This is a genomic window from Paraburkholderia sp. EG287B (assembly GCF_040965595.1).
In the GTDB taxonomy this organism is placed as follows: domain Bacteria; phylum Pseudomonadota; class Gammaproteobacteria; order Burkholderiales; family Burkholderiaceae; genus Paraburkholderia.
The window spans coordinates 293,500-316,268 of sequence record NZ_JBFRCG010000008.1 but is presented as its reverse complement, the minus strand read 5'-3'; the positions used below and the strand labels follow the sequence as shown (position 1 = coordinate 316,268).

21 protein-coding genes are annotated in these 22,769 nt (G+C 64.0%); 8 read left to right on the top strand and 13 right to left on the bottom strand.

The annotated features are described in order from the left end of the window. Positions 1-43 precede the first annotated feature (43 nt). The 9 genes from AB4Y40_RS16795 to AB4Y40_RS16755 all read right to left on the bottom strand — a co-directional run bounded on the left by AB4Y40_RS16795 (position 44) and on the right by AB4Y40_RS16755 (position 10,373). Positions 44-1,624 carry a DUF3138 family protein gene (locus AB4Y40_RS16795; RefSeq protein ID WP_368688660.1) on the bottom strand — a complete coding sequence of 527 codons (1,581 nt, stop codon included), beginning with the start codon at positions 1,622-1,624 and terminating at the stop codon, positions 44-46. Positions 1,625-1,738: 114 nt separating this feature from the next. Next, the gene (locus tag AB4Y40_RS16790) at positions 1,739-2,653 is read right to left on the bottom strand and encodes an ABC transporter permease subunit (RefSeq protein WP_133185711.1); all 915 of its coding nucleotides are present in this window, start codon (positions 2,651-2,653) and stop codon (positions 1,739-1,741) included. After that, positions 2,650-3,609: an ABC transporter permease subunit gene (locus tag AB4Y40_RS16785; protein ID WP_368688731.1), complete on the bottom strand. Its 960-nt coding sequence runs from the start codon at positions 3,607-3,609 to the stop codon at positions 2,650-2,652. Before AB4Y40_RS16785 ends, AB4Y40_RS16790 begins: the two co-directional genes overlap by 4 nt. 25 nt (positions 3,610-3,634) lie before the next feature. Next, complete coding sequence (locus AB4Y40_RS16780; RefSeq protein WP_368688659.1) at positions 3,635-4,786, bottom strand: ABC transporter ATP-binding protein; 1,152 nt, start codon at positions 4,784-4,786, stop codon at positions 3,635-3,637. Between the two features lie 250 nt (positions 4,787-5,036). After that, the gene (locus tag AB4Y40_RS16775; protein WP_368688658.1) at positions 5,037-6,158 is read right to left on the bottom strand and encodes a polyamine ABC transporter substrate-binding protein; all 1,122 of its coding nucleotides are present in this window, start codon (positions 6,156-6,158) and stop codon (positions 5,037-5,039) included. A 75-nt stretch (positions 6,159-6,233) separates the two neighbouring features. After that, positions 6,234-7,676 (bottom strand): aspartate aminotransferase family protein, encoded by a 1,443-nt coding sequence (locus AB4Y40_RS16770; RefSeq protein WP_368688657.1) that lies wholly within the window; start codon positions 7,674-7,676, stop codon positions 6,234-6,236. Positions 7,677-7,694: 18 nt separating this feature from the next. Continuing rightward, entirely contained in the window at positions 7,695-9,029 is a 1,335-nt protein-coding gene (locus tag AB4Y40_RS16765) for a glutamine synthetase family protein (RefSeq protein WP_133185707.1), read from the bottom strand. Positions 9,030-9,060: 31 nt separating this feature from the next. Beyond that, entirely contained in the window at positions 9,061-9,870 is an 810-nt protein-coding gene (locus tag AB4Y40_RS16760; protein ID WP_368688656.1) for a gamma-glutamyl-gamma-aminobutyrate hydrolase family protein, read from the bottom strand. A 278-nt stretch (positions 9,871-10,148) separates the two neighbouring features. Further along, entirely contained in the window at positions 10,149-10,373 is a 225-nt protein-coding gene (locus AB4Y40_RS16755) for a hypothetical protein (RefSeq protein WP_236596917.1), read from the bottom strand. A gap of 445 nt (positions 10,374-10,818) precedes the next feature. On the opposite strand from AB4Y40_RS16755, the gene AB4Y40_RS16750 reads away from it, so the two are divergent. Next, a complete protein-coding gene (locus AB4Y40_RS16750; protein ID WP_368688655.1) occupies positions 10,819-11,370 on the top strand; it encodes a cupin domain-containing protein in 552 nt (183 codons plus the stop codon). Between the two features lie 82 nt (positions 11,371-11,452). Beyond that, positions 11,453-12,943 carry an aldehyde dehydrogenase gene (locus AB4Y40_RS16745; protein WP_368688654.1) on the top strand — a complete coding sequence of 497 codons (1,491 nt, stop codon included), beginning with the start codon at positions 11,453-11,455 and terminating at the stop codon, positions 12,941-12,943. Positions 12,944-12,962: 19 nt separating this feature from the next. Here the strand turns inward: AB4Y40_RS16745 and AB4Y40_RS16740 are convergent, their stop codons facing one another. Next, on the bottom strand, positions 12,963-13,406 hold the full coding sequence (locus AB4Y40_RS16740; protein WP_342919094.1) for a MarR family transcriptional regulator: 444 nt from the start codon (positions 13,404-13,406) through the stop codon (positions 12,963-12,965). 223 nt (positions 13,407-13,629) lie between these two features. Here AB4Y40_RS16740 and AB4Y40_RS16735 point away from each other — a divergent pair, with 223 nt between their 5' ends. From AB4Y40_RS16735 to AB4Y40_RS16725, 3 genes are all read left to right on the top strand, one after another. Then, a complete protein-coding gene (locus AB4Y40_RS16735) occupies positions 13,630-15,117 on the top strand; it encodes a DHA2 family efflux MFS transporter permease subunit (RefSeq protein WP_368688730.1) in 1,488 nt (495 codons plus the stop codon). 69 nt (positions 15,118-15,186) lie between these two features. Continuing rightward, positions 15,187-16,128, top strand: a complete 942-nt coding sequence (locus AB4Y40_RS16730; RefSeq protein ID WP_368688653.1) for an AEC family transporter — start codon at positions 15,187-15,189, stop codon at positions 16,126-16,128. Between the two features lie 63 nt (positions 16,129-16,191). Continuing rightward, the gene (locus AB4Y40_RS16725) at positions 16,192-16,395 is read left to right on the top strand and encodes a glycine zipper 2TM domain-containing protein (RefSeq protein ID WP_368688652.1); all 204 of its coding nucleotides are present in this window, start codon (positions 16,192-16,194) and stop codon (positions 16,393-16,395) included. 15 nt (positions 16,396-16,410) lie between these two features. On the opposite strand, the gene AB4Y40_RS16720 is transcribed toward AB4Y40_RS16725, so the two are convergent. The 3 genes from AB4Y40_RS16720 to AB4Y40_RS16710 form a co-directional block, all read right to left on the bottom strand. Next, the gene (locus AB4Y40_RS16720; RefSeq protein WP_324140996.1) at positions 16,411-17,256 is read right to left on the bottom strand and encodes a carbohydrate ABC transporter permease; all 846 of its coding nucleotides are present in this window, start codon (positions 17,254-17,256) and stop codon (positions 16,411-16,413) included. Then, the gene (locus tag AB4Y40_RS16715) at positions 17,253-18,158 is read right to left on the bottom strand and encodes a carbohydrate ABC transporter permease (protein WP_368688651.1); all 906 of its coding nucleotides are present in this window, start codon (positions 18,156-18,158) and stop codon (positions 17,253-17,255) included. The genes AB4Y40_RS16720 and AB4Y40_RS16715 overlap by 4 nt, the downstream gene beginning before the upstream one ends. Before the next feature lie 184 nt (positions 18,159-18,342). Further along, positions 18,343-19,575: an ABC transporter substrate-binding protein gene (locus tag AB4Y40_RS16710; protein WP_368688650.1), complete on the bottom strand. Its 1,233-nt coding sequence runs from the start codon at positions 19,573-19,575 to the stop codon at positions 18,343-18,345. Between the two features lie 301 nt (positions 19,576-19,876). Between AB4Y40_RS16710 and AB4Y40_RS16705 the strand changes: the two genes are divergently transcribed. The 3 genes from AB4Y40_RS16705 (at position 19,877) to AB4Y40_RS16695 (ending at position 22,768) form a co-directional block, all read left to right on the top strand. Continuing rightward, positions 19,877-20,659, top strand: coding sequence for an SDR family oxidoreductase (locus AB4Y40_RS16705; protein ID WP_368688649.1), 783 nt, complete (start codon positions 19,877-19,879; stop codon positions 20,657-20,659). 59 nt (positions 20,660-20,718) lie between these two features. After that, on the top strand, positions 20,719-21,780 hold the full coding sequence (locus AB4Y40_RS16700; RefSeq protein ID WP_368688648.1) for an ABC transporter ATP-binding protein: 1,062 nt from the start codon (positions 20,719-20,721) through the stop codon (positions 21,778-21,780). Between the two features lie 76 nt (positions 21,781-21,856). Then, positions 21,857-22,768 (top strand): MurR/RpiR family transcriptional regulator, encoded by a 912-nt coding sequence (locus tag AB4Y40_RS16695; protein ID WP_028202741.1) that lies wholly within the window; start codon positions 21,857-21,859, stop codon positions 22,766-22,768. The last annotated feature ends 1 nt before the right edge of the window (position 22,769 follow it).

Below are 22,769 nucleotides of genomic sequence, written 5' to 3'. Positions count from 1 at the left end.
AACAGCGGGCGACAGCACGATTGCGCCGCCCGCCGCGACTTCATCAGAACGAGTAGATGAACTGCGCGCCCAACAGGTCGTTGCTCTTGCTGTACGAGCCGTCGCTGTTCAGGAACACGCGCTGCGTGGCCCAGTCGTGGCGATATTCCACCTTCACCTGGATCTGCTGCGTCGGGAAGAACAGCAGGTCGAGCGCGACGTCCTGGCGTGTTGCGCCCTTGCACTCGAAGCCGAAGCCGCCGCCGGCCTTCGAGTTCGCCAGGCAGTCCGCACCAATGCCGAAGCCGTTGGCCGTATCCATGCCGTTCGAGTTGAGCACGATACCGCCGCCGCCGCCGCCGTTCTTGCCGTTCGCGAGCAGGTCGTAGCGTGCGGTCACGCCCATGCGGCCCACCACCGGCGCGAAGAACTTGCGGTGCGCGAGCAGTGAGAAGCCGTACCACTGCGCATTGCCGCCGTTGAATGCCGCGCGCTGCTGCTGGCCGTAATCGACTTCGGCGTTGTACTGGATGTCCGCGAGCGTGTAGCTTGCGTCCACTTCGCCGAAGAAGAAGTAGCCGCCCGAGCTCGATGCCTGGCCACCCACGCCGTACACGGCCTGACCCGTCGTCGAATCGAACGCGCTCGGCAGCGTCTGGCGGCCGATGTTGAACGAGCCGCCAATATCGAGTGCGCTGGACCACGTATAGTCGGCACGTGCCGTAAACGTCGGGATCCTGTTGCTCGTCGTGATCGGGTCTCCCAGCGCATTCTGGCCCGTCTGCACGACCGCGCCGTTGGTGCGGTACTGCTCGTTGCCGATCATGAACTTGAACGCCCACTGGCTGCCGCCCGGTGTGTAGTTCCAGCCGATACCCACGTAGCTGCCCGGATCTGAGAAGTCGTAGAGCAGGTTATGCGTGAGCGTGAGCATCTGGTTGGACTGCTGCACCTCGTAGCCGCCAAAACTCGGCATGAGGCCGGCGACGAACGTGCCCGTGGAAGTCACCGGCACGGTAACGACTGCGGTGTTCAGGATGTTGTTGCCGATCTCGCCGTGCTCGTTCTGCAGCAGCGTGATGCCATTGCCGCGGTTCGGCATGAGCGTGATTTCGGCCGAAGGCGCCATCGGGCCCACGCCGAAGGTCTTCTTGATGTCGAGATAGACATCGCCGAACGTGCTGTTGAAGTAGTTATACGAACCCGTGTGGTTCGCGAACAGGAACGACGAGGTGCCCGGTGCACGGTTGTAGATGTACGTCGGGTCGATGTAGCCGGTGATCGAAAGGCCCGCGAGCGGACCGGTGTTGGCGGCGTCGGTGAGCGAATCGACCTTGAGCTGCTGGTTCGCGATCTGCTGCTTCATCGCATCGACCTGGTCGTTGGTCAGGTTCGCCTGCGCCTTGCCGTAATCGGGCGAACTGATGTCGACCGGCGCTGCTGCGGCTACGGGTGTCACGGGTGCTGCGGCTACCACCTTGCCGGTGCTCTTCGACTGTGCCAGCTCGGTCTTCAGGGACTTGACCTCTTTTTGCAGGGCGTTGAGCTGCTCCTGCAGGGCCTTGATCTGTTCGCTGGTCGAGTCGGCAAAAGCGAGCCCTGGCAACGCCCCGGCCACCAGCAGACAGATTAACTTCTTCTTCATTGGAATTCTCCTTGTTGGTCGTTATTACAGATACTTCGGCGTGTGGCTGGGGCGCGGCGGGCGGCGCGCGCCGCCACCCGCATGGGTCGCATATGGCTTCTTATGGATTGCGCATCACGCCGCGCGCCGTCCGATCGGCGCACCCACCGCGCCGGCAGGGGCGGCGGCTGGCGTGATGGCTTCAGCGGCATCGGGCTGGACGAAGGCGAGCTGCATGTCGCGCATGCGCTTCTTCTCGCGTGCGCTCATCAGCTGGTTCACGGCGATCACGCCGATCGTCACCGCGCTGATGAAGAGCGTGGCGAGCGCGTTCATCTCCGGGTTCAGGCCGAGGCGTACGCGCGAGAACACGACGAGCGGCAGCGTGGTCGAGCCCGGACCGGAGAGGAACGCGGACAGCACGAGGTCGTCGATCGAAAGCGTGAACGAGAGGAGCCAGCCCGAGAGCAGGGCCTGCGAGATGAGCGGCAGCGTGATGACGAAGAACACCTTGAGCGGCGTGGCGCCGAGATCGAGCGCGGCTTCCTCGAGCGACTTGTTCATCTCCTTCACACGCGACTGCACGATGATCGCGACATACGACACGCACAGCATGACGTGGCCGATCCACATGGTCAGTACGCCACGTCCCTTTGGCCAGCCGAGGAACTGCTCCATTGCGACGAAGAGGAGCAGCAGCGAGATGCCTTGAATGACCTCGGGAATCACGAGCGGCGCGTTGATCATGCCCGCGAAGAACGCGAAGCCCCTGAAGCGGCCCATGCGGGCGAGCACGTAGCCGGCCCATGTGCCGATCGCGACAGAGGCGAACGCCGTCATCAGACCGATTTTCAGCGACAGCCACGCGGCGCTGAGCAGTTCGTCGTCCTGCAGCAGGGCGGCGTACCACTTCAGCGAGAAGCCCGACCATACAGTGACGAGCTTGGACTCATTGAACGAATACACCACGAGGCTGACGATCGGGATATACAGGAACAGCATGCCGAGCGTGAGCACCCCTGCGGAGAGTGCGCGATTAGGCTTGATCATTTGCGGTCCTCCAGTTCCTTGACCTGGTTGTGCTGGAAGAGAGCCATCGGCACGAGCAGCAGCAGCACCATCGCCACGGTGACGGCGGAGGCCATCGGCCAGTCCATGTTGTTGAAGAACTCGTCCCACATCACGCGGCCGATCATGAGCGTGTCGGCGCCGCCGAGCAGTTCGGGAATCACGTACTCGCCCACGGCGGGAATGAACACGAGCAGGCTGCCCGCGATGATTCCGTTCTTCGAGAGCGGCAGCGTGATCCGGGTGAACGCCACCCAGGGCTTCGCGCCGAGGTCGTAGGCGGCTTCGAGCAGCGTGAGGTCCATCTTCACGAGGTGCGCGTAGAGCGGCATCACCATGAAGGGCAGGTACGAATAGACCATGCCGATGTAGACGCCTGCGTCGCTGTGATAGAGGCGCAGCGGCGAGTGGATCAGGCCGATGGCCATCAGCGCGTGGTTGAGCAGGCCGTCGTCCTTGAGAATGCCGATCCACGCGTAGACGCGGATCAGGAACGAAGTCCAGAACGGCAGCATCACGGCCATCATGAGCAGGTTGCGTGTGGCCGGGTTCGAGCGCGCGATGTAGTACGCAATGGGGTAGCCGATCAAGAGGCAGAAGATCGTCGAGACTGCCGCCATCTTCAGCGAGCTGATGTACGTGGCGATGTACAGGCTGTCCTGCAGCAGGAACGCGTAGTGGCCCAGTTGCAGCGCGAAGTGCACCACGCCGTCCTTCATCTCGACCAGATTCGAGTAGGGCGGTACGGCCATCACCTGGTCGGCGAAGCTGATCTTCAGCACGAGCACGAACGGCAGCGCGAAGAACAGCGTGAGCCAGATGAACGGCACGCCGATCACGGCGGTGCGGCCCGAAGGCACGAAGCGCGAGAAGAAGCGCGCGAGCGCGCCCCGGCGCGCATCTGCGGCTGCGCGGCCTGATCCAGGCGTGGTGGGAATAGTGGTACTCATGATTGAGGCCTCCTTACTGCGTGAGCACGACGCCGCTGGCCGGCGACCAGGACACGTAGACATCGTCGTTCCAGGCGGGCGCACCCTCGTTCATGAGGTGCGAGCTGGAGAGGTTCGAGACGACCACCTTGCCGCCCGGCAGGCGCACGTGATAAAGCGAATAGCTGCCCATGTAGGCGACATCCGTGACCACGCCGCGCGCCCAGTTGTGCAGCGTGCCTGGTTTCTCGCGCGTCACGCGCACCCGCTCCGGCCGCACCGAAATGCCCACGGGCATGCCGAGCGGGCCGCTGACGCCGTGGCTCACGTACATGCGCGTTTCGAGGTCTTCGCTTTCCACGAAGATGTGATCGGGTTCGTCCTCGACGACCTTGCCCTCGAACAGGTTGGTCGAGCCGATGAACTCGGCCGAGAAGCGGCTGTTGGGGAACTCGTAGACTTCGCCGGGCGAGCCGATCTGCACGATGCGGCCTTCGCTCATCACGGCGAGGCGGTTGGCCATGGTCATCGCCTCTTCCTGGTCGTGTGTGACCATCACACAGGTGACATCGACTTTCTCGATGATGTTCACGAGTTCGAGCTGGGTCTTCTGGCGGATCTTCTTGTCGAGCGCCGACATCGGTTCGTCGAGCAGCAGGAGCTTGGGGCGCTTCACGAGCGAGCGCGCAAGCGCCACGCGCTGCTGCTGGCCGCCCGAAAGCTGATGGGGTTTGCGCTGCGCGTAACGGCCCATTTGCACGAGGTTGAGCGCGTCGGCCACGCGCTCGCGAATTTCGTTCTTCGGCACGCCTTCCTGCTTGAGACCGAACGCGACGTTCGACTCCACGCTCATGTGCGGGAAGAGCGCATACGACTGGAACATCATGTTGACGGGGCGGCGGTACGGCGGCAGCGACGCGAGGTCTTCGCCATCAACGAAGATGCGGCCCGAGGTGGCCGTTTCGAGGCCCGCGAGCATGCGCAGCAGGGTGGACTTGCCGCAGCCCGAGCTGCCGAGCAGCGCAAACAGCTCGTTCTTGGCGATGTTCAGGTTCACGTTGTCCACGGCGGTGCTATCGCCGAACTTCTTGACGACGTTTTCGATACGCACGAACGCATCGTTCCTGGCCGGGGTCGCGTTGGCGCGCGAAGCTTCTGGGGCGTTGACTTTGGACGTCGAATTCATGATCTGACCTTGGTTCCTTTCTGATCGCAGTACACGTTTTTCAGGCGCGAGCCGGCCCGCACGGGGCGCTGGCGCGACTCGCGATTTAGTACTGCGAACGGAGCTCGGGAAAGGCTCGCGCGCGTCGTCAAAAAAGGGGGGCGGCGCTGCGCTGCCTGACTTCGGAATTGCGCACTTCAGGCGGAGAGGGGTCGAGCGATCCCTCTTCCGCGTCGTCTCCTTCTTGTCTCCTTCAGGGGGAATCAGCGTGTCAGTGGCCGGTCTTCAACTGGGCCCACAGACGGTTCTCGAGGCGCAGGATGTCGGCCGGCATCGGCTTCATCAGCGTCATCTTCCTGAGCACGTCTTCCGACGGGTACACCGTCGCGTCCTGCGCCACTGCCGGCGTGACGAACTGGCGCGCGGCCTTGTTCGCCGTCGGGTAGAACACTTCGTTGGTGATCTGCGCGTTGACCTTCGGATCCGAGATGTAGTTGATCCACTTCATTGCGTTTTCGGGGTGCGGTGCGTCCTTGGGTATGACCATCACGTCGAACCACAGCAGGCCGCCTTCCTTCACGTTCGAGAACTTGACGTCGTACGAGCGCTTGGCTTCCTCGGCGCGGCGGTGCGCGATGCCGACGTCGCCCGACCATGCCACGGCAACGCAGATATCGTTGTTCACGAGGTCGTTGATATAGCCCGACGAATTGAACTGGGTGATGTACGGGCGGACTTTCTTCAGCACTTCGAATGCGGCCTGATAGTCCGCCGGGTTCGTGCTGTTGGGGTCCTTGTGCATGTATTGCAGCGTCGCGGCGAACACGTCCACGGCCTGGTCGAGGAACGACACGCCGCAGCCCTTGAGCTTGGAGAGATTTTGCGGATCGAGCACGAGTGCCCAGCTGTCGACCGGCGCGTTCGGACCGAGCGCCTTCTCCACGGCCTGCTTGTTGTAGCCGATGCCGTCGGTGCCGAACGCCCAGGGCACGCCGTACTGATTGCCCGGGTCGGCGTCGGCAATCATGTGCATGAGCACGGGATCGAGGTTCGCGAGGTTGGGGATTTTCGACTTGTCGAGCTTCTGGTAGACGCCGGCCTGAATCTGCTTGGCCATGTAATTCGAGGTGGGCACGACGATGTCGTAGCCCGAGCTGCCGGCCAGCAGCTTGGCTTGCAGCGTGTCGTCGCTGTCGTAGTTATCGTACTTGACCTTGATGCCCGCTTCTTTTTCGAAGTTCGGGATCGTGTCTTTCGCAATGTAGTCGGACCAGTTGTAGACGTTCAGATCGCCGTCGGCCGCGTGCGCTGGCTCGCTGGGAAGGGCCGTGAGGCCGGCACACGCAGCGAGGGCCGCGATCGCGACCGCATGACGAAGATGACTAACACTCATGTTGCTTTCCCCTGAAGATGAAGATCGGCGGGAGGCCCAGCACCCCGTTGCGCCGCCCGCCGTGGACAAGTCGCGTTAAGAGAGACCCAGTTGTTGCGCAGTTGCGTCGATGGCCTTCTTCGCCTTCGACACGATTTCATCGATCTCGCCGCGCGTGACGACGAGCGGCGGCGAGAGCAGCATGCGGTCGCCCGTGGCGCGCATGATGAGATTGCCGTTGAAGCAGAAGTCGCGGCACAGCGTGCCCACCTCGCCGCCATTCGCGAAGCGCTTGCGCGCCTTCGGGTCCTCGGCGAGCTGCAGGCCCGCCACCAAACCCGCGCCCGAGATGTCGCCGATGATCGGATGATTGGCGAACGTCTCGCGCAGGCGTTGCTGGAAGTACGGGCCGGTGTCGTTCTTCACGCGCGTGACGATGCCTTCGTCGCGCAGCAGCTTGAGGTTCGCCACGGCCACGGCGGCGGCGACCGGATGCCCCGAGTATGTGAGGCCGTGATTGAACTCGCCGTTCTCGATGAGCGCCTTCGCAATGCGGTCGTGAATGCCCACTGCGCCCATCGGCACATAGCCGCTCGTGAGGCCCTTGGCCATCGTGATGAGATCGGGCTCGAAGCCGAAGTGCTGATGCGCGAACCATTCGCCGGTGCGGCCGAAGCCGCCGATCACTTCGTCGGCGCAGAGCAGGATGTCGTACTTGCGGCAGATGCGCTGGATTTCCGGCCAGTAGGTCGAGGGCGGGAAGATCACGCCGCCCGCGCCCTGGAACGGCTCGCCGATGAAGGCGGCCACGTTCTCCGCGCCCACTTCGAGAATCTTCGCTTCGAGCTGTTGCGCACGTGCGAGACCGAATTCTTCGGGCGACAGGTTGCCTTGCGCTTCGCCATAGAAGTACGGCTGGTCGATGTGCACGATGTTCTCGACCTTCGAGGGCATCTGCTCGTGCATGTAGCCCATGCCGCCCAGCGTGCCGCCCGCGATGGTCGAGCCGTGATACGCGTTCCTGCGCGAGATGACGACCTTCTTCGAGGGCTTGCCTTGCGTGAGCCAGTACTGATGCACGATGCGCAGCACCGTGTCGTTGCCTTCGGAGCCGCTGTTGCAATAGAAGAAGTGATTGAACGGCTCGGGCGAAAGCTGCGCGAGCAGCGCCGAGAGTTCGATGACCGGCGGGTGCGTGGTCTTGAAGAACGTGTTGTAGAACGGCAGTTCCTGCATTTGCTCGTAGGCGGCGTCGGCCAGTTCCTTGCGGCCGTAGCCCACGTTCACGCACCAGAGCCCGGCCATGCCGTCGATGATCTGGTTGCCTTCCGAGTCCCACAGGTACACGCCTTTCGCCTTCACGATCACGCGGCTGCCCGTCTGGTTGAGCGAGCCCATGTCGGAAAACGGGTGAATGTGATGCGCGGCGTCCAGCGCGCGGTACTCGCTCGTCGAGCGCGCCGTTCGGCTGGATTGCGCGCGTAGCGTCGTCGGCACTTCCTGCAGCGCGCTGGCGGGGGCGTCGATTCGATAGCTCATTGCTATGTCTCCTTTCGTTTACACGTGCAGCAGCAGGTGCTTGCGTTCCCACGAACTGATCACGCGGAAATAGGCTTCGTATTCGGTTTCCTTGAGCGCGAGGTAGGCGCGCACGAACTTCTCGCCGAGGATGCCCATGAGCGGTTCGCTTGCGCTCATCAACGTGAGGCCTTCTTCCAGGTTGCGGGGCAACTGGTAGGGCAGCGAATAGCCGTCGCTCACGAGCGGTTCCGTGGGCTTGAGGTGCTGCGTCATGCCGAGGTAGCCGGCGGCGAGCGTCGCGGCGATCGCGAGGTACGGGTTGGTGTCCACGCCCGGAATGCGGTTTTCCACACGGCGCGCGGCCGGCGACGAGTACGGCACGCGGAAGCCCACCGTGCGGTTGTCGTAGCCCCATGCCACGTTGATCGGCGCTGCCATGAAGCGCGAAAGGCGACGATACGAGTTGATGTACGGCGCGAAGATCGGCATCAGCGCGGGCGTGTACTTCTGCTGTCCCGCGATATACGCATAGAACATGTCCGTCGGCTTGCCGTCCGAGCCCGTGAAGAGGTTCTGGCCACTTTCCGCCGAGACGAGGCTCTGATGGATGTGCATGGCCGAGCCCGGCTCGTTCTCCATGGGCTTCGCCATGAAGGTGGCGTACATGTGGTGGCGCAGCGCCGCCTCGCGCACCGTGCGCTTGAAGAGAAACACGCGGTCGGCGAGATTGAGCGGATCGCCGTGCAGGAAGTTGATCTCCATCTGCGCAGCGCCCACTTCGTGAATGAGCGTGTCGACTTCGAGGTCCTGAATATCGCAGTACTCGTAGATGTCTTCGAAGAGCGGATCGAACTCGTTCACCGCTTCGATCGAGTACGCCTGGCGGCCCGTTTCGGGACGGCCCGTTCGGCCGATCGGCGGCGTGAGCGGAATGTCCGGATCCTTGTTCATGTCGACGAGATAGAACTCGAGCTCCGGCGCGATGACGGGCTTCCAGCCCTTTGCCTCGTAGAGTTCGAGCACGCGGCGCAGCACGCGGCGCGGCGAGATTTCGACGGGCGAGCCATCGAAGTGCACGCAGTCGTGGATCACTTGTGCGGTGGGATCGACGGCCCACGGAATGATGCGAATCGTGGACGGGTCGGGCACGCACACCATGTCGGGATCGGTGACGCCCGTGAGGCTGCCGTCTTCGGGATAGTCGCCGGTCACGGTCTGGATCATCACGGCTTGCGGCAAGCGCATCGACTCGCCCGATTCGAACTTGCTGCGCGGGATGATCTTGCCGCGCGCAATGCCCGCCATGTCGGGGATGATGGCTTCGATTTCGGTGATGTGATGCTTTTTCAGGAATTCGTCGATTTCATGCATGATCTTTCTCTCTGTTCTGTATGGGCCGGCATCAGGCGTGGGCGGCGCGCGGCGCGTGCGCCACGTCGTGTCCGGCCCCGCCCGGTATTCGAGCCAGCATGCGGTTGCGGCAGGCTTCTCCGAACGTGCGGAAGATAGCGGTGGACAGTGCGTCGTCGGCGTACTTCCATTCGGGGTGCCACTGCACGCCAAGCACAAAACCGGGTGCGTTCGCGACGCTCACGGCTTCGATGAGGCCGTCGGGTGCGAATGCCTCGGCCACGAGGCCCGCGCCCAGCCGTTCGATGCCCTGACCGTGCAGCGAATTCACGCGGGCTTCGCGCGCGCCGCCCGCAAGCTGTTGCAGCACACCGCCTTCCACGAGCTTCAACGCGTGCGCCGGACCGTATTGCGTGTCGAGCGGATCGTCCTTGTTCTCGCGATGGTCGTCGTAGCGTGCAACGTTGTGCACCTGCTGATGGAGCGTGCCGCCGAACACCACGTTCATCTCCTGGAAGCCGCGGCAGATGGCGAGCACCGGCACGCCGGCCTCGATCGCGGCGCGCATGAGCGGCAGCGTGGTGGCGTCGCGAGCGGGGTCGTGCAGCGTGCCGCCCTCGCTCGCCGCGCCGCCATAACGATGCGGCTCGACGTTCGAATAGCTGCCCGTGAAAAGCAGTCCGTCCACGGCTTCGAGAATGTCGGTCGCAGCCTGCCGCTCGCCCAGGGCGGGCAGCACGAATGCGAGCGCGCCTGCTCCATCCACAGCCGCGGCGATGTACTTCTCACCGGCAACATGTGACGCGTGCGGTCCCATCATCGTGCGGTCGGCAGTAACGCCAACTACTGGTCTGGTTCGCATGACTAATGATTCGCTTGCTTGCCCGTGCGCGATGTATCGACGCTACGGGCGTGACATGACCTTGCAGCCTTGCGGGACGCAAAACTACAAACCCTGTGTGCTCCGCGCAGCGGCGCTAACGGATGGCGCTGCGCGTGGAGATCATGTAGGCGGTTCGTTTCTTGCCGTTGTGAGGCGCGACGGTGTTCAGGCGTGCGCAGCCATATCGCGAAGGCGCGACAGGACACTTCGCGAACCAACGACGGCGAAGAAAACGAACGGCGCGGGAGGGAGAGGCGCTAGGGCAGAAGCGACGCGACTTCGTCCGTGTGGACGGCAATGAAGGCGCGTGCGGAGACCGAGTTGTGACGCCGCACAGAGCGGCGGGAAAGGATCGTGAAGACGGACAGGAACAGGCGAGAGGCAAGCCTGCCGCTACTGCCGTCGGCGATGGCGGTGCAGTCACTGCGAAGACACCTCGCATGACTACGATCCCACCTCACCAGAGGGCCACGGACTCTCACAATAACACTCGACTGGTTGCGTTGAAAAAGGCGTTTGGTTCAAGCACTCGAGGTCGCCAATTTGAGTAATGCATTAAACATTGAACGACATCGATGTATTGCTTTCCAAACTGCGCCGACTCGCTATGTTTCTCGCATAAAGCGCGCTTTTTGCGTTGCAATGCGGCAGAAACGATGTCGTGTTCGACTTGTAGTTCAGCATATACGAGTCAAAAAGGGCGTCAATTATTTTTTCAAGTTTTTGATGTCAGCACTTTCCCCGAGAGTCTTGTGAAATAGCACGCTGTGCGAAATATCGGCTCCTACACTTATATTTCGAATAACTTACAGGGGTTTGTACTGACGCAAAATAAAGCAAACTGATTAGAATATTCAACACGTCCACCGCGCCCTGTCTACGCGCGCTCACTGCCAACGGTCCTTCATCGTGTCCGAGTCCGCCTCTGTGTCATCCGAAGTCGCCACGCGCCTGCGCTATGTCCGCAAACGCTATGGCTTGTCGCAGCGCGAACTCGCCAAGCGCGCGGGCGTGACCAATGGTGCGATCTCGCTGATCGAGCAAAGTCGCGTCAGTCCCTCTGTGGGCTCGCTCAAGAAGCTGCTCGAATGCATTCCGATGAGCCTCGCCGAATTCTTCACATTCGACCTGACCGAAGGGACAGAAGTCGTGTCGCGGCGCGGCGAAATGCCGAACCTCGGCAACGCGTCGATCGAGTTCTATCTGGCCGGCGCGAATGTGAAAGATCGCAACATGGGCATCATGCGCGAGGTCTATCAGCCGCTTGCCGATACCGGCCCTGAAATGCTGGCGCACGCGGGGCACGAAGGCGGCGTGGTGGTCGCCGGACAACTCGAGTTGACCGTAGACGGCACGACCTGGCTGCTCGACCCCGGAGACAGTTACTACTTCGAAAGCCGCTTCCCGCACCGGTTTCGCAATCCCAGCGCGAACGAAGTCTGCGAAGTGGTGTCGGCCAATTCGCCGCCCACCTTCTGACTCCCTGATCGCGCGAACCCGTTTCACCTGTGACGCTGCACTGCGGCGTGCAAGGTGGATCGCAAATCATTGAGGCATCCTGATGGAAAAGAAAACTTTCACTTACTGGCAGGACAAGGCCGCGACGCTTTCGATCGAAGGCCGCGCATTCATCGACGGCGCGTATCGCGACGCGTATTCGGGCCGCACGTTCGATTGCGTGAGCCCGATCGACGGCCGCGTGCTCGCCAGCGTGGCCGATTGCGGCGCAGCCGATGTCGATGCCGCGGTGGGCGCCGCTCGCCGTGCGTTCGACGAAGGGGTTTGGGCCGGCCTGAATCCGCGTGCGCGCAAGGCCGTCCTGCTGCGCTGGGCCGCGCTCATGCGCGAGCATCTCGACGAACTCGCGCTGCTCGAAACGCTCGACGCAGGCAAGCCCATTGGCGACACGACGACCGTGGATGTGCCGGGCGCAGCTTATTGCGTGGAATGGTTCGCGGAAGCCATCGACAAGGTGGGCGGCGAAGTCGTGCCCGCCGATCATCATCTCGTGGGCCTCGTTACGCGCGAGCCCATTGGCGTGGTCGCTGCCGTCGTGCCATGGAATTTCCCGATCCTGATGGCCTCGTGGAAGTTCGGACCCGCGCTCGCGGCGGGCAACAGCGTTGTGCTCAAGCCTTCGGAGAAGTCGCCGCTCACGGCCATTCGCGTGGCGCAGCTCGCGCACGAGGCCGGCATTCCGGCGGGCGTGTTCAACGTGCTGCCCGGTGGCGGGGAGCCCGGCAAGCTGCTCGGCCTGCATCGCGACGTGGACTGCATCGCGTTCACGGGCTCGACGAACGTGGGCAAGCAGATCATGCAGTACGCGGGCCAGTCGAACCTCAAACGCGTGTGGCTCGAGCTGGGCGGCAAGTCGCCCAACATCGTGCTGCACGACTGCCCGGATCTCGACCGCGCGGCGCGTGCGGCGGCGGGTGCGATCTTCTACAACATGGGTGAAATGTGTACGGCGGGTTCGCGCCTGCTCGTGCATCACGAGATCAAGGACGTATTCCTTGCCAAGCTCGTCGAAGCCGCGAAGGCCTATAAGCCTGGCAATCCTCTCGATCCGGAGGTGTCGATGGGCGCGATCATCGACAAGATTCAGCTGGAGCGGGTGCTGGGCTATATCGAGGCCGGCCGCAAGGACTCGAAGCTGTTGACCGGCGGCGAACGCGTGAATGCCGAGGGTGGTGGCTTCTACGTGCAGCCCACGGTGTTCGATACGCATCACGACACGAAGATCGCGCGCGAGGAGATCTTCGGGCCGGTACTGTCGGTCATCACGTTCAGCACGATCGACGAAGCGGTGCGCATTGCCAACGACAGTGACTATGGGCTCGCGGCGGCCGTCTGGACCGCGAACCTCACGCACGCGCATGAAATTTCGCGCAGGCTGCGCGCGGGCACGGTCTGGGTGAACTGCTACGACGAAGGCGGGGACATGAACTTCCCGTTCGGCGGCTTCAAGGAATCCGGCAACGGTCGCGACAAGTCTTTGCACGCGCTCGAGAAGTACACGGAACTCAAGTCCACGCTCGTGCGGCTGCGATAACGCGAGCTATCGCTGCGGGTTACCGTTCCACCAGCGCGCCGAGATTGGCGCGCACCCGCTGAAGCATCGTGCCGAACTGCTCGGCTTCTTCAGGCGTGAAGCCCGCCAGGGCTTCCGCCTGGACTTCGTCGCCCACGCGGCGCGCGCCCGTGAGCACGCCTGCCGCCCTGGGCGTCAGGCTCACCAGCAATTCGCGGCGGTCGTCCGGGTTGGGTGTGCGCACGACCCAGCCGCCTTCTTCCATGCGCTCGAGCAGCCGCCCCGCGGAAATGGGCGCCACTTCCAGCAGTTCGGCGAGGCGCGCCTGGTTCATGTCGCCGTAGTGCGCGAGGTACGCGATCATGCGGCACTGCGCGCGCGTGAGTTCGAGCGACGACTTCGCAAGCTCGTCGTAACGTTTGCCATAGAGCCGGCCCACGTCGACGACCAGGAAGCCAAAGCGCTTTTCGAGGTCGGTAGTCATCGCGCGATTATACGGGCGTGCGGCTCGCGCCTTCTCACGAGCGTCCCCTGCCTGGCGATACCGATTGCGTCAGCGGGTGCGAGTCGTATAAAAAGCAGGCTTATTAATTTGACGCGCTCCGCCCCCCAATCACGCTAATCGCACGATGACCGCAGTCATGCAGGACGGCGCCGCCGCGCAGCATCGGGCAGACGCCGGCAAGGAAGCCCCGCTCAATCGCGGCATGATCACGCTCTCGATCATGCTCGCCACGCTGATGCAGACGCTGGACAGCACGATCGCCAATGTCGCGCTGCCGCACATGCAGGGCACGCTGTCTGCCTCCCAGGACGAGATCACCTGGGTGCTCACCTCGTATATCGTCGCGGCCGCCATTGCCACGCCGCTCACGGGCTGGCTCGCCGACCGCTACGGCGTCAAGCGGCTGCTTGGCGTGGCGATTGCGGGCTTCACCGTGGCCTCGGCGCTGTGCGGGCTTTCCGAAACGCTTGGCGAGATCGTCGCTTCGCGGCTCTTGCAGGGCGTGTTCGGCGCGTCGCTCGTGCCGCTCTCGCAGTCCATTCTTCTCGACATCAATCCGCGCGAACGCCAGGGGCAGGCCATGGCCGTGTGGGGCATGGGCGTGATGGTCGGCCCCGTGCTAGGGCCGACGCTCGGCGGCTGGCTTACGGACAGCTACAACTGGCGCTGGGTGTTCTTCATCAACGTGCCGGTCGGCCTGTTTGCGTTCTTCGGCGTCTCGACCTTCATGCCTGCCCGCGTGCCGGGCCGCACGCAACGCTTCGACGTGTTCGGCTTCGCCACGCTCGCGCTTGCCATCGGCGCGCTGCAGGCCTTGCTCGACCGCGGCGAGCAGCTCGACTGGTTCGGCTCGCTGGAGATCCGCATCGAAGCGCTGGTTGCGGCCATTGCCTTTGCGTTCTTCATCGTGCATACGGCCACCTCGGGGCCCGGCACGTTCTTTCGCTACCAGCTGCTCAAGGACCGCAACTTCGCCACGGGCACGCTCTTCATCTTCGTGATCGGCGCGGTGCTCTACGCCACGCGCGCGCTGCTGCCGCCAATGCTGCAGAACCTCATGGGCTATCCGGTCGCGACCACCGGGCTCGTGACTGCGCCGAGCGGCGCGGGCACCATGGTCGCCATGCTGATAGCGGGACGTATATTGAAACGCGTGGACGCGCGCATCATGCTGCTGTTCGGTTTCGTGGTCTCCGCGTACGCGCTCTGGCAGATGATGCAGTACACGCTCGTGCTGTCGCCCTCGGATATCGTGTGGCCGGGCGTGGTGCAGGGCTTTGGCCTCGGCTTCGTGTTCGTGCCGCTTTCCGCGCTGACGTTCTCGACGCTGACACCGCAACTGCGCGCGGATGGCACGGCCACCTATAGCCTCATGCGCAACATCGGCAGCAGTATCGGCATCTCGATCGTGCAGACTTTCGTCACGCGCGGCGCGCAGGTCGCGCACTCGGACCTCGCCGCGAACATCACGCCGTTCAATCCGGCGGTTCAGCAGATGCTCGAAAGCGGTTCGCGGTACGATCTCGCCTTGCTCAACCAGTCGATCACGCAGCAAGCCCAGATGATCGCGTATCTGAACGACTTCAAGATGATGTTCGTGGCGACGCTGCTCGTGATTCCGCTGCTCTTTCTGATCCGCACCGGCCCGAGCGCCGCCACCGTCGATACGAGTCACGCGGCGATGGATTAGCGGAACGGATCGTCTTCCGTTTGACCCTGGCGCGCGGCACTCCCGCGCGCTTTGCATTCACGAATCCCGATGCTTTCTGCCGTTTCCATTCTCCTGCCGGTTTTCGGCCTCATTTTCGCGGGCTTCGCCTGCCGTCGCACGAATGTCCTCGGCCCCGCTGCGGCTTCCGAGCTGAACCGCTTCGTCGTGTGGCTCGCGCTTCCCGCGCTGCTCTTCGATATCCTTGCGCATGCAACGTGGCACGAGCTTTATCAGCCGGCGTTCGTTGCTGCATTCGGTCTTGCCGGGCTCGCCGTGTTCGTCGCCGTGGTGGGCGCGCGCGTGTTCCTCGGCCGCCCGCTCGCGGATGCGAGCATCGACGGGCTTGCTGCCGCGTATCCGAATACCGGCTACGTGGGCTTCCCGCTGTGCATGATCGCCTTCGGGCCGTCGAGCCTCACGCCCACGACCATCGCGACGATCCTCGTGGTCTGCGTGCTGTTCGCCATCGCCATCGTGTTGATCGAAACGGGACTGCAAAGCGAGCGGCGTCCGCACCGGCTCGCCATCAAGGTCGTGCGCTCGCTCGTGCGCAATCCGCTGCTGGTCGCGCCGGCGCTGGGGGCGGTCGTTTCGGCCGCGCATGTCACGCTGCCTGACAGCGCGGAAACCTTCCTCAAGCTGCTGGGCGGCGCGGCGAGCCCGTGTGCGCTCGTCAGCCTCGGGCTCTTTCTCGCCGAACGCCGCGCGAGCGGCGAGGCGCCGCGTGAGTCGTCGTGGTGGCTCACGCTCTGCAAGCTCGTCGCGCAGCCGCTGCTCACGTGGTGGCTGGCCGATCGCGTATTCGGGCTGTCTGACCAGCTCGTGGAGATCGCGGTGTTGCTCGCGGCGCTGCCCACGGGCACCGGCCCGTTCATGCTCGCCGAGTACTACCGGCGCGAGGCGCACGTCACTTCGCGCACCATTTTGCATTCCACGCTCGGTTCGCTCGTCACGCTCACGCTGATCCTGCTGCACCTGCACCACGGCTGAAAGCCGGCGCGGCACGATGCTTGCTGGCATGAAAGCCAGGACCATCGATCAGGAGAATCGGCGATGAACTGGCTACGACGCTTAAGCGCCGCGCGCGCCTCACTCGTCATCACCGTCGTGCTCACCGCAGCGGGCACGGGAGCCTGCACGCTGGGCGGCGCCGCCGCGGGCGGCTATATCGGCAACCGGGCCACCAACGGCAGCGCGGTCGGCACCGTGGGCGGCGCCGTGGCCGGCGGCGTGATCGGCCATGAACTGAGCAAGTAGGCGCGAGACTTCCTGTTACTTCACGGCGCCTAGTGCGAGTCCCTTCACCATGTAGCGCTGCAACCAGGCGAACACCACGGACACCGGCAGCGTGGCCGCGAGCGTCGCCGCCATGACGAGTTGCCATTCCACTGTGTATTTGCCGGCCACCATGTCGGTGACCTGCACCGTGAGCGTCTTGTTTTCGGGCGAGCGGATCAGCGTGTAGACCACGGCGAACTCATTCCACGCGCTGATGAACGTGAAGATCGCCGTGACCACCACGGCCGGCACCGCGAGCGGCAGGAACACGCGGAACACGGCGCCCGTGCGGCTGCAGCCTTCGAGCCACGCCGATTCTTCGAGATCGCGCGGCACGGTCTGGAAATACGACGACAGCATCCACACGGCGAACGCGATATTGAACGCCGCATAAGAGACGATCACGCCGATCTTCGAATCGACGAGATTGCCGTCGCCGTACGGAATCATCGCGGCGAGCCGGAACAGGCCGACCACGAGCAGGATGGGCGAGAGCATCTGCGTGACGAGCAGGAACTGGCGGTACAGGCCGCGCCCGCGGAACGGAAAGCGCGCGAGCGCGTAAGCGGCCGGCAGGCTCACGGCGAGCGCGAGCGCCGTGGAAAGACAGCTCACCACGATGCTGTTGCGCAGCGCGACGCCGAAGTTCGCGGCCTGCCACATGTCGACGTAGTTCTGCCAGCGCCACTGCATGGGCAGCCAACGTGCCGGGAACACGAACACTTCCGAAGCCGGCTTGAACGAGGTGAAGAACATCACCGCGAACGGGAACAGCACGGCCACGACGAGCGGCGAGAGCGCGAGCCAGCACCAGATCGAGCGTTTGAGCTTGCGGTTCATGCCAGGTCTCCTTCGGCGCCGCCGCGTTTTGCCTGCAGGCGCAGGTAGGCCACCGAGAAGGCGAACAGGATGACGAGCATGATGAGCGAGACGGCGGCAGCTTCGCCCGGTCGTCCTAACCGGAAGCCGAGTTCGTAAAGGTACGTGACGAGAATATGCGTGCTGTCGTCGGGGCCGCCTTGCGTCATCACCCAGATGATCGGGAACGAGTTGAACACGTAGATCACGTTCAGCAGGACCGCCATGTTGATGAACGGCTTGAGCAGCGGCAGCGTGAGCTCGCGGAACTGCTGCCAGGCGCTTGCGCCGTCGATGCGCGCGGCTTCGTAGATATCGCCCGGCACCGAGGAAAGGCCGCCCAGCAGGATCGTGGTCGTGAAGGGGATCGAGACGAGTATGCCCACGCAGATCTCGACAGGGAACGCATACTCGGGCGTCGCGAGCCAGTGGATCGGCCCGGAAACGAGGCCGAGGCGTTGCAGCGTGACGTTGACCATGCCGTAGTCGTCGTTGAACGCCCAGCGCCAGACCACGGCCGTCATCGTGAGCGAGACGGACCACGGCAGCATGACGATCGTGCGCGCAATGCCGCGGCCGTAAAAGTCCTGATTGAGCACGAGCGCGACCGGCACGGAAATCCCGACCGTCCCCACCACGACGAAGAATGTCCAGATCAGCGTGTTCCTCAGGGCGCTCATGAACACCGGGTCGCCGAACACGTTATAGAAGTTCTGCAGGCCGCTGAAGTCGCGAATCTGCCCGAAGCGCGACACATCGTGCAGCGACTGATACACGATGTTGAAGATCGGATAGCTGATGATGAAGAGCGCGAGCACGAGACTCGGCACGATCAGGAGCCAGGGCGCGCGGGGCGCGGAAACGGCGCGGGGTAGTCGGCTCATGCGGGTTCGTGCGCGTGATCGGTCGGGGGCATCGCCGGCCGGTGCTGTGGCGGGCGAGGGCTTCAGGGGACCCGTAGTCATGTCGAATCGTCAGTGCTTCGAAACGTCGGTTCTGAGGCGCTCCGGCGCGCGCCGGAAACTGCGGGCGCGCGCCGGGGTTGCCATCAAGGCTTGTTTGCCAGACTTACTTGCCGAGCGACTTGTTCGCTTCGGTGGCCGCCTGGTTCAGCGCATCGGCCGGCTTGGACTTGCCGAGGTAGACCGACTGCATCGCGTTGGTCACGGCCTTGGCAGTGTCTTCCCAGCCCGTCACGGTCGGCGCGAACTTCGCATGCGGCAGCAGCGCGATGAAGGCTTGCGTGTCCGGATTCTGGAAAGCCGGGTCGCTCGCTTCAGCCTTGGTGGTCGGCAGGAAGCCTTCGGTGCTCGTGAACTGCACGCGCGGTTCCTTCGTGAACAGGAAGTCCAGGAACTTCCAGGCGCTCTGCTTCACCTTGGAGTTCTTGAACATCATGATCGAGTCGGTCACCGCGTAGGTGGCGGGCGTCGTGGCTACCGGGATCGGGTCGATGCCGTACTTGATGTTCGGTGCTTCCTTCTGCAACTGCTTGGCGAGGAACGGCGCCGAGATCATCATCGCCACGCGGCCCTGCTTGAAGAGGTTCTGCACGTCTTCACGGCTGTAGCCCGTCACGCCCGGCTGCGTGAGACCTTCGTCGATCATGCTCTTGTAGAGCGTCGCGGCCTTCACGCCAGCCGGCGAGTTGAATGCCGCCTTGCCGTCCTTGCCCACCACTTCGCCGCCGTGGGTCCACAACGCGTAGTAGAAGTACACGTCGGTTTCGATTTCCTTGCCTTGCAGACCGAAGCCCGCAATGCCCTTCGCCTTCAGTTTCTTCGAGGCGTCGATCACGTCGTTCCAGGTCTTCGGGCCTTGCGGATAGCCAACCGAAGCGAGCATGTCCTTGTTGTAGTACAGCGCGCGCGCCGAAGCGGCGATCGGCAGGCCGTAGGTCTTGCCGTTGATTTGACCCGGAGCCAGGAACGGACCGATGAAGCGGCCCTTGAAGTTCGCGTCCATGTACGGGTCGAGCGGCTCGGCAATGTCGTCCTTCACGAAGTCGAGCAGCCACCGCGTGCCGATGATCGCGAGGTCGGCGTTCGCGCCGCCGGAGATGTCCGTTTGCAGCTTCTGTTGCAGCGAGTCCCAGTTCACGTCTTCGATCTTGATCGTGATGCCGGGATTGGCGGCCTCGAACTGCTTGGCCATTTTCTCGAAGTACGGGGCGGTGGCGTCGCTGTAGTGGGCGACGGTCACGCGGACCGTATCGGCGTGCGCCGCGGCGGTGATACCGGCGAATGCTAGCGCGACGGCGAGCTTGCCGAGCATGGTGGTTGCACGTGCCTGAAACGACATTCTCTTTCTCCTTGGTGGTTGTTCCTGCGCTTTTTCCACTAATGCCGCCGCCTTGACCCGGCTGCTGGGTTGCGTTGTTTGAAAAAATCCTACAGGATGAAAAAAGCGTTGTCACCTGGTAAACTCGATATTGTTTCGAGCGCAGAAATTTGCATAACATGCTGTAAAACAGGGGAAATTCATGCGCTGCAGCAGCGCGGCGCGCTCGGTATAAACCCGCATACGGACCACTGTCTGTCATTCGTATGTAGGAAATTTTCAGGCTCTCCGGCAAGGCTGGCGAGCCGCACGGAGAGTCGACATGAGCCGGGTGGTGCTGGTGACGGGCGCGAGCGGCGGCATAGGCCGCGCGCTGTGCAAACGGTTTCTGGAAGCGGGCGACACGGTGCTCGCGCTCGACCGAGACGCGGCGGGCGTGCAACAACTCGCGGCCGAATTCGGCGAAGCGGGCGCGGCGCGCCTCGAGACGCTCGCCGCCGACGTGAGCGATCAGGCCGCCGTGACCGCAGCCGTGGCGCGCGGCGTGGCGGCGCGCGGCCCGGTGGAGGTGGCCGTGGCGAACGCGGGCGGCGCGCTCGGCACGACGCTCGCGCATACCGACGCCGCGAGCTGGCGGCGCGACATCGACCTGAATCTGAACGGGACCTACTACACGGTCGAAGCCGTGCGCGCCTCGATGATCGAGCGCCGGCGCGGCGCGCTCGTGCTGATCGGCTCGGTGAACGGCCTGTCGGCGCTCGGCCACCCCGCGTACAGCGCGGCGAAGGCGGGCCTCGTGAGCTACACGAAGGCGCTCGCCATGGAGCTGGGCCCGCACGGCATACGCGCGAACATCGTTTGCCCCGGCACGGTGAAGACGCCCGCGTGGCGCGCGCGTGTCGAGCAGCATCCGAAGATCTTCGAAGAACTAAGCAAGTGGTATCCGCTCGGCGACGTGGCCACGCCCGAGGACATCGCCGACGCCGTGCAGTTTCTCGCCTCGCCGCAGGCGCGCGTGATCACGGGCGTGGCGCTGCCCGTGGACGCGGGCCTCATGGCGGGCAACCGGATGATGGCGAACGAACTGACGCTCGATCCGTTCTGAGGCGCGCGCGGCGCATTGACCTGAGCGACCTGAAAAGACTTCACGCAAACGAGGACAGCATGGCAGCGGTACAACTGAACGGCATCTACAAGCGCTATGGCGACACCCAGGTCGTGCACGGCGTCGACCTCGACATCGAAGACGGCGAATTCGTCGTGCTCGTCGGCCCCTCGGGTTGCGGCAAGACGACGGTGATGCGCATGATCGCCGGCCTCGAAGACATCTCCGGCGGCGACCTCACCATTGGCGGCACGCGGGCGAACGCGCTGCCGCCGCAGCAGCGCAACATCTCGATGGTGTTCCAGAGCTACGCGCTCTACCCGCACCTCTCGGTGTACGACAACATCGCGTTCGGTCCGCGCATTCGCAAGGAGCGCGAGAATGGTTTCAAGCCGCGCATCGAAGCCGCCGCGAAAATGCTCAACCTGTCGGGCTACCTGGAGCGCCTGCCGCGCGCACTCTCGGGCGGCCAGCGCCAGCGCGTCGCCATGGGCCGCGCCGTGGTGCGCGAGCCCGCGCTGTTCCTGTTCGACGAGCCGCTTTCCAACCTCGACGCCAAGCTGCGCGTGCAGATGCGCACCGAGATCAAGGCGCTGCATCAGCGTCTGCGCAACACGGTGGTGTACGTCACGCACGACCAGATCGAGGCGATGACGATGGCCGACCGCATCGTCGTGATGAACGCGGGGCGCATCGAACAGATCGGCCGCCCGCTCGACCTCTACGACAAACCGGGCAACCTGTTCGTGGCGAGCTTCCTCGGCTCGCCTTCGATGAACTTCGCCGAGGGCACGGTGATGAGCGACGCGCGCGGCACGGCGCTCGTGCTCGAAGACGGCGTGCGCATTGCGCTGCCGGAAGGCAAGGCCCAGGCGGGTGCGCGCGTGACGCTCGGCGTGCGGCCCGAGCACATCGAGGCGGGCGGCGACGTGCCGTTCAACGTCGACGTGATCGAGCCGACTGGCGCGGAGACCCACTTGTACGGGAAAATAGGCGAGACGACATGGTGCGTCACCACGCGCGCGCGCCCGGACGTTTCTCCGGGCCAGCGCATGACGCTAGGTTTGCCTTTGGCGCACCTGCATCTGTTCGATACTGAAAGCGGCAAGCGGCTCGATTGAAGCGGAAGCACGCATCGAAACTGGATAGCGGGCCCTCATGTGAGCAGAACCTGGTATCTTCCACGGGAAAAACAGCTTGCCGGTCTCCAACCTGATCCATCACATCCGCAATGTCGCGGAGTCGCTGCGTCCCGCCGAGCGCAAGGTCGCGGAGATGGTGCTTGCCGACATCGACTTCGCCATGCGCGCGAGCATCACCGAGCTCGCGTTGCGCGCGGACGTGTCCGAGCCCTCCGTCACGCGTTTTTGCCGCGCGGTGGGTGCGCACGGCCTGCGCGACTTCAAGATGCGGCTCGCGCAGAGCGCGGCAGGCAACGTGCCCTTCGCGCTCGCCACGGAGATGACGGGCGGCGAGGCAAGTGGCGCCGGGTGGGCCGGCGAGGTCGGCACCCTGCTCGACAAGGTGACGGAGTCGGTCGTGCAGGGCGTGACCCATGCGCGCGCTTCGCTCGATACGGCGGTGTTCGAGGCTGCCGTCGCGGCGCTTTCCAGCGCGCGGCGCGTGTACTTTTTCGGCGTGGGCGCGGGTTCGGGGCTCGTTGCGCAAGACGCGGCGCTGCGGCTGCTGCGGCTCGACATCGCCGCGAGCGCGTTCACCGATGCACATCTGCAGCGCCTTTACGCGGCGCTGCTCGAACCGGGCGACGTGGCGTTCGCGATCTCGCAGTCGGGGCGCAGCGTGGAGGTGAACGAGAGCATACAGATCGCCAAGGAGCGCGGCGCGACGACCATCGCGCTTACGAGTGCGGGCTCGCGTCTCGCGTGGGTGGTGGATATTCCGCTTTTGCTGCGCGTGCCCGCCGCGAGCGATGCGCACGCGCCCGCCGTGGTGCGCATCGCGCATCTCGCGGTGCTCGACGCGCTCGCGCTGGGCGTGTCGCTCGGCCTCGGGCCCAAGGCACTTGCCAAGATGCGCGATGCGCAGGCGCGCAGCGACGGCGCGCCCGACGATGCTTCCACGGTGGGCACGCCGGAGGACGGGCGTTGAC

Excerpts from the sequence above, each read along its gene's own strand:
- AB4Y40_RS16760 (WP_368688656.1), bottom strand. The coding sequence starts at position 9,870 with ATGCGAACCAGACCAGTAGTTGGCGTTACTGCCGACCGCACGATGATG.
- AB4Y40_RS16770 (WP_368688657.1), bottom strand. The coding sequence starts at position 7,676 with ATGAGCTATCGAATCGACGCCCCCGCCAGCGCGCTGCAGGAAGTGCCG.
- AB4Y40_RS16710 (WP_368688650.1), bottom strand. The coding sequence starts at position 19,575 with ATGTCGTTTCAGGCACGTGCAACCACCATGCTCGGCAAGCTCGCCGTC.
- AB4Y40_RS16725 (WP_368688652.1), top strand. The coding sequence starts at position 16,192 with ATGAACTGGCTACGACGCTTAAGCGCCGCGCGCGCCTCACTCGTCATC.
- AB4Y40_RS16700 (WP_368688648.1), top strand. The coding sequence starts at position 20,719 with ATGGCAGCGGTACAACTGAACGGCATCTACAAGCGCTATGGCGACACC.
- AB4Y40_RS16765 (WP_133185707.1), bottom strand. The coding sequence starts at position 9,029 with ATGCATGAAATCGACGAATTCCTGAAAAAGCATCACATCACCGAAATC.
- AB4Y40_RS16745 (WP_368688654.1), top strand. The coding sequence starts at position 11,453 with ATGGAAAAGAAAACTTTCACTTACTGGCAGGACAAGGCCGCGACGCTT.
- AB4Y40_RS16795 (WP_368688660.1), bottom strand. The coding sequence starts at position 1,624 with ATGAAGAAGAAGTTAATCTGTCTGCTGGTGGCCGGGGCGTTGCCAGGG.
- AB4Y40_RS16790 (WP_133185711.1), bottom strand. The coding sequence starts at position 2,653 with ATGATCAAGCCTAATCGCGCACTCTCCGCAGGGGTGCTCACGCTCGGC.
- AB4Y40_RS16705 (WP_368688649.1), top strand. The coding sequence starts at position 19,877 with ATGAGCCGGGTGGTGCTGGTGACGGGCGCGAGCGGCGGCATAGGCCGC.
- AB4Y40_RS16715 (WP_368688651.1), bottom strand. The coding sequence starts at position 18,158 with ATGAGCCGACTACCCCGCGCCGTTTCCGCGCCCCGCGCGCCCTGGCTC.
- AB4Y40_RS16780 (WP_368688659.1), bottom strand. The coding sequence starts at position 4,786 with ATGAATTCGACGTCCAAAGTCAACGCCCCAGAAGCTTCGCGCGCCAAC.
- AB4Y40_RS16775 (WP_368688658.1), bottom strand. The coding sequence starts at position 6,158 with ATGAGTGTTAGTCATCTTCGTCATGCGGTCGCGATCGCGGCCCTCGCT.
- AB4Y40_RS16720 (WP_324140996.1), bottom strand. The coding sequence starts at position 17,256 with ATGAACCGCAAGCTCAAACGCTCGATCTGGTGCTGGCTCGCGCTCTCG.
- AB4Y40_RS16735 (WP_368688730.1), top strand. The coding sequence starts at position 13,630 with ATGATCACGCTCTCGATCATGCTCGCCACGCTGATGCAGACGCTGGAC.
- AB4Y40_RS16730 (WP_368688653.1), top strand. The coding sequence starts at position 15,187 with ATGCTTTCTGCCGTTTCCATTCTCCTGCCGGTTTTCGGCCTCATTTTC.
- AB4Y40_RS16740 (WP_342919094.1), bottom strand. The coding sequence starts at position 13,406 with ATGACTACCGACCTCGAAAAGCGCTTTGGCTTCCTGGTCGTCGACGTG.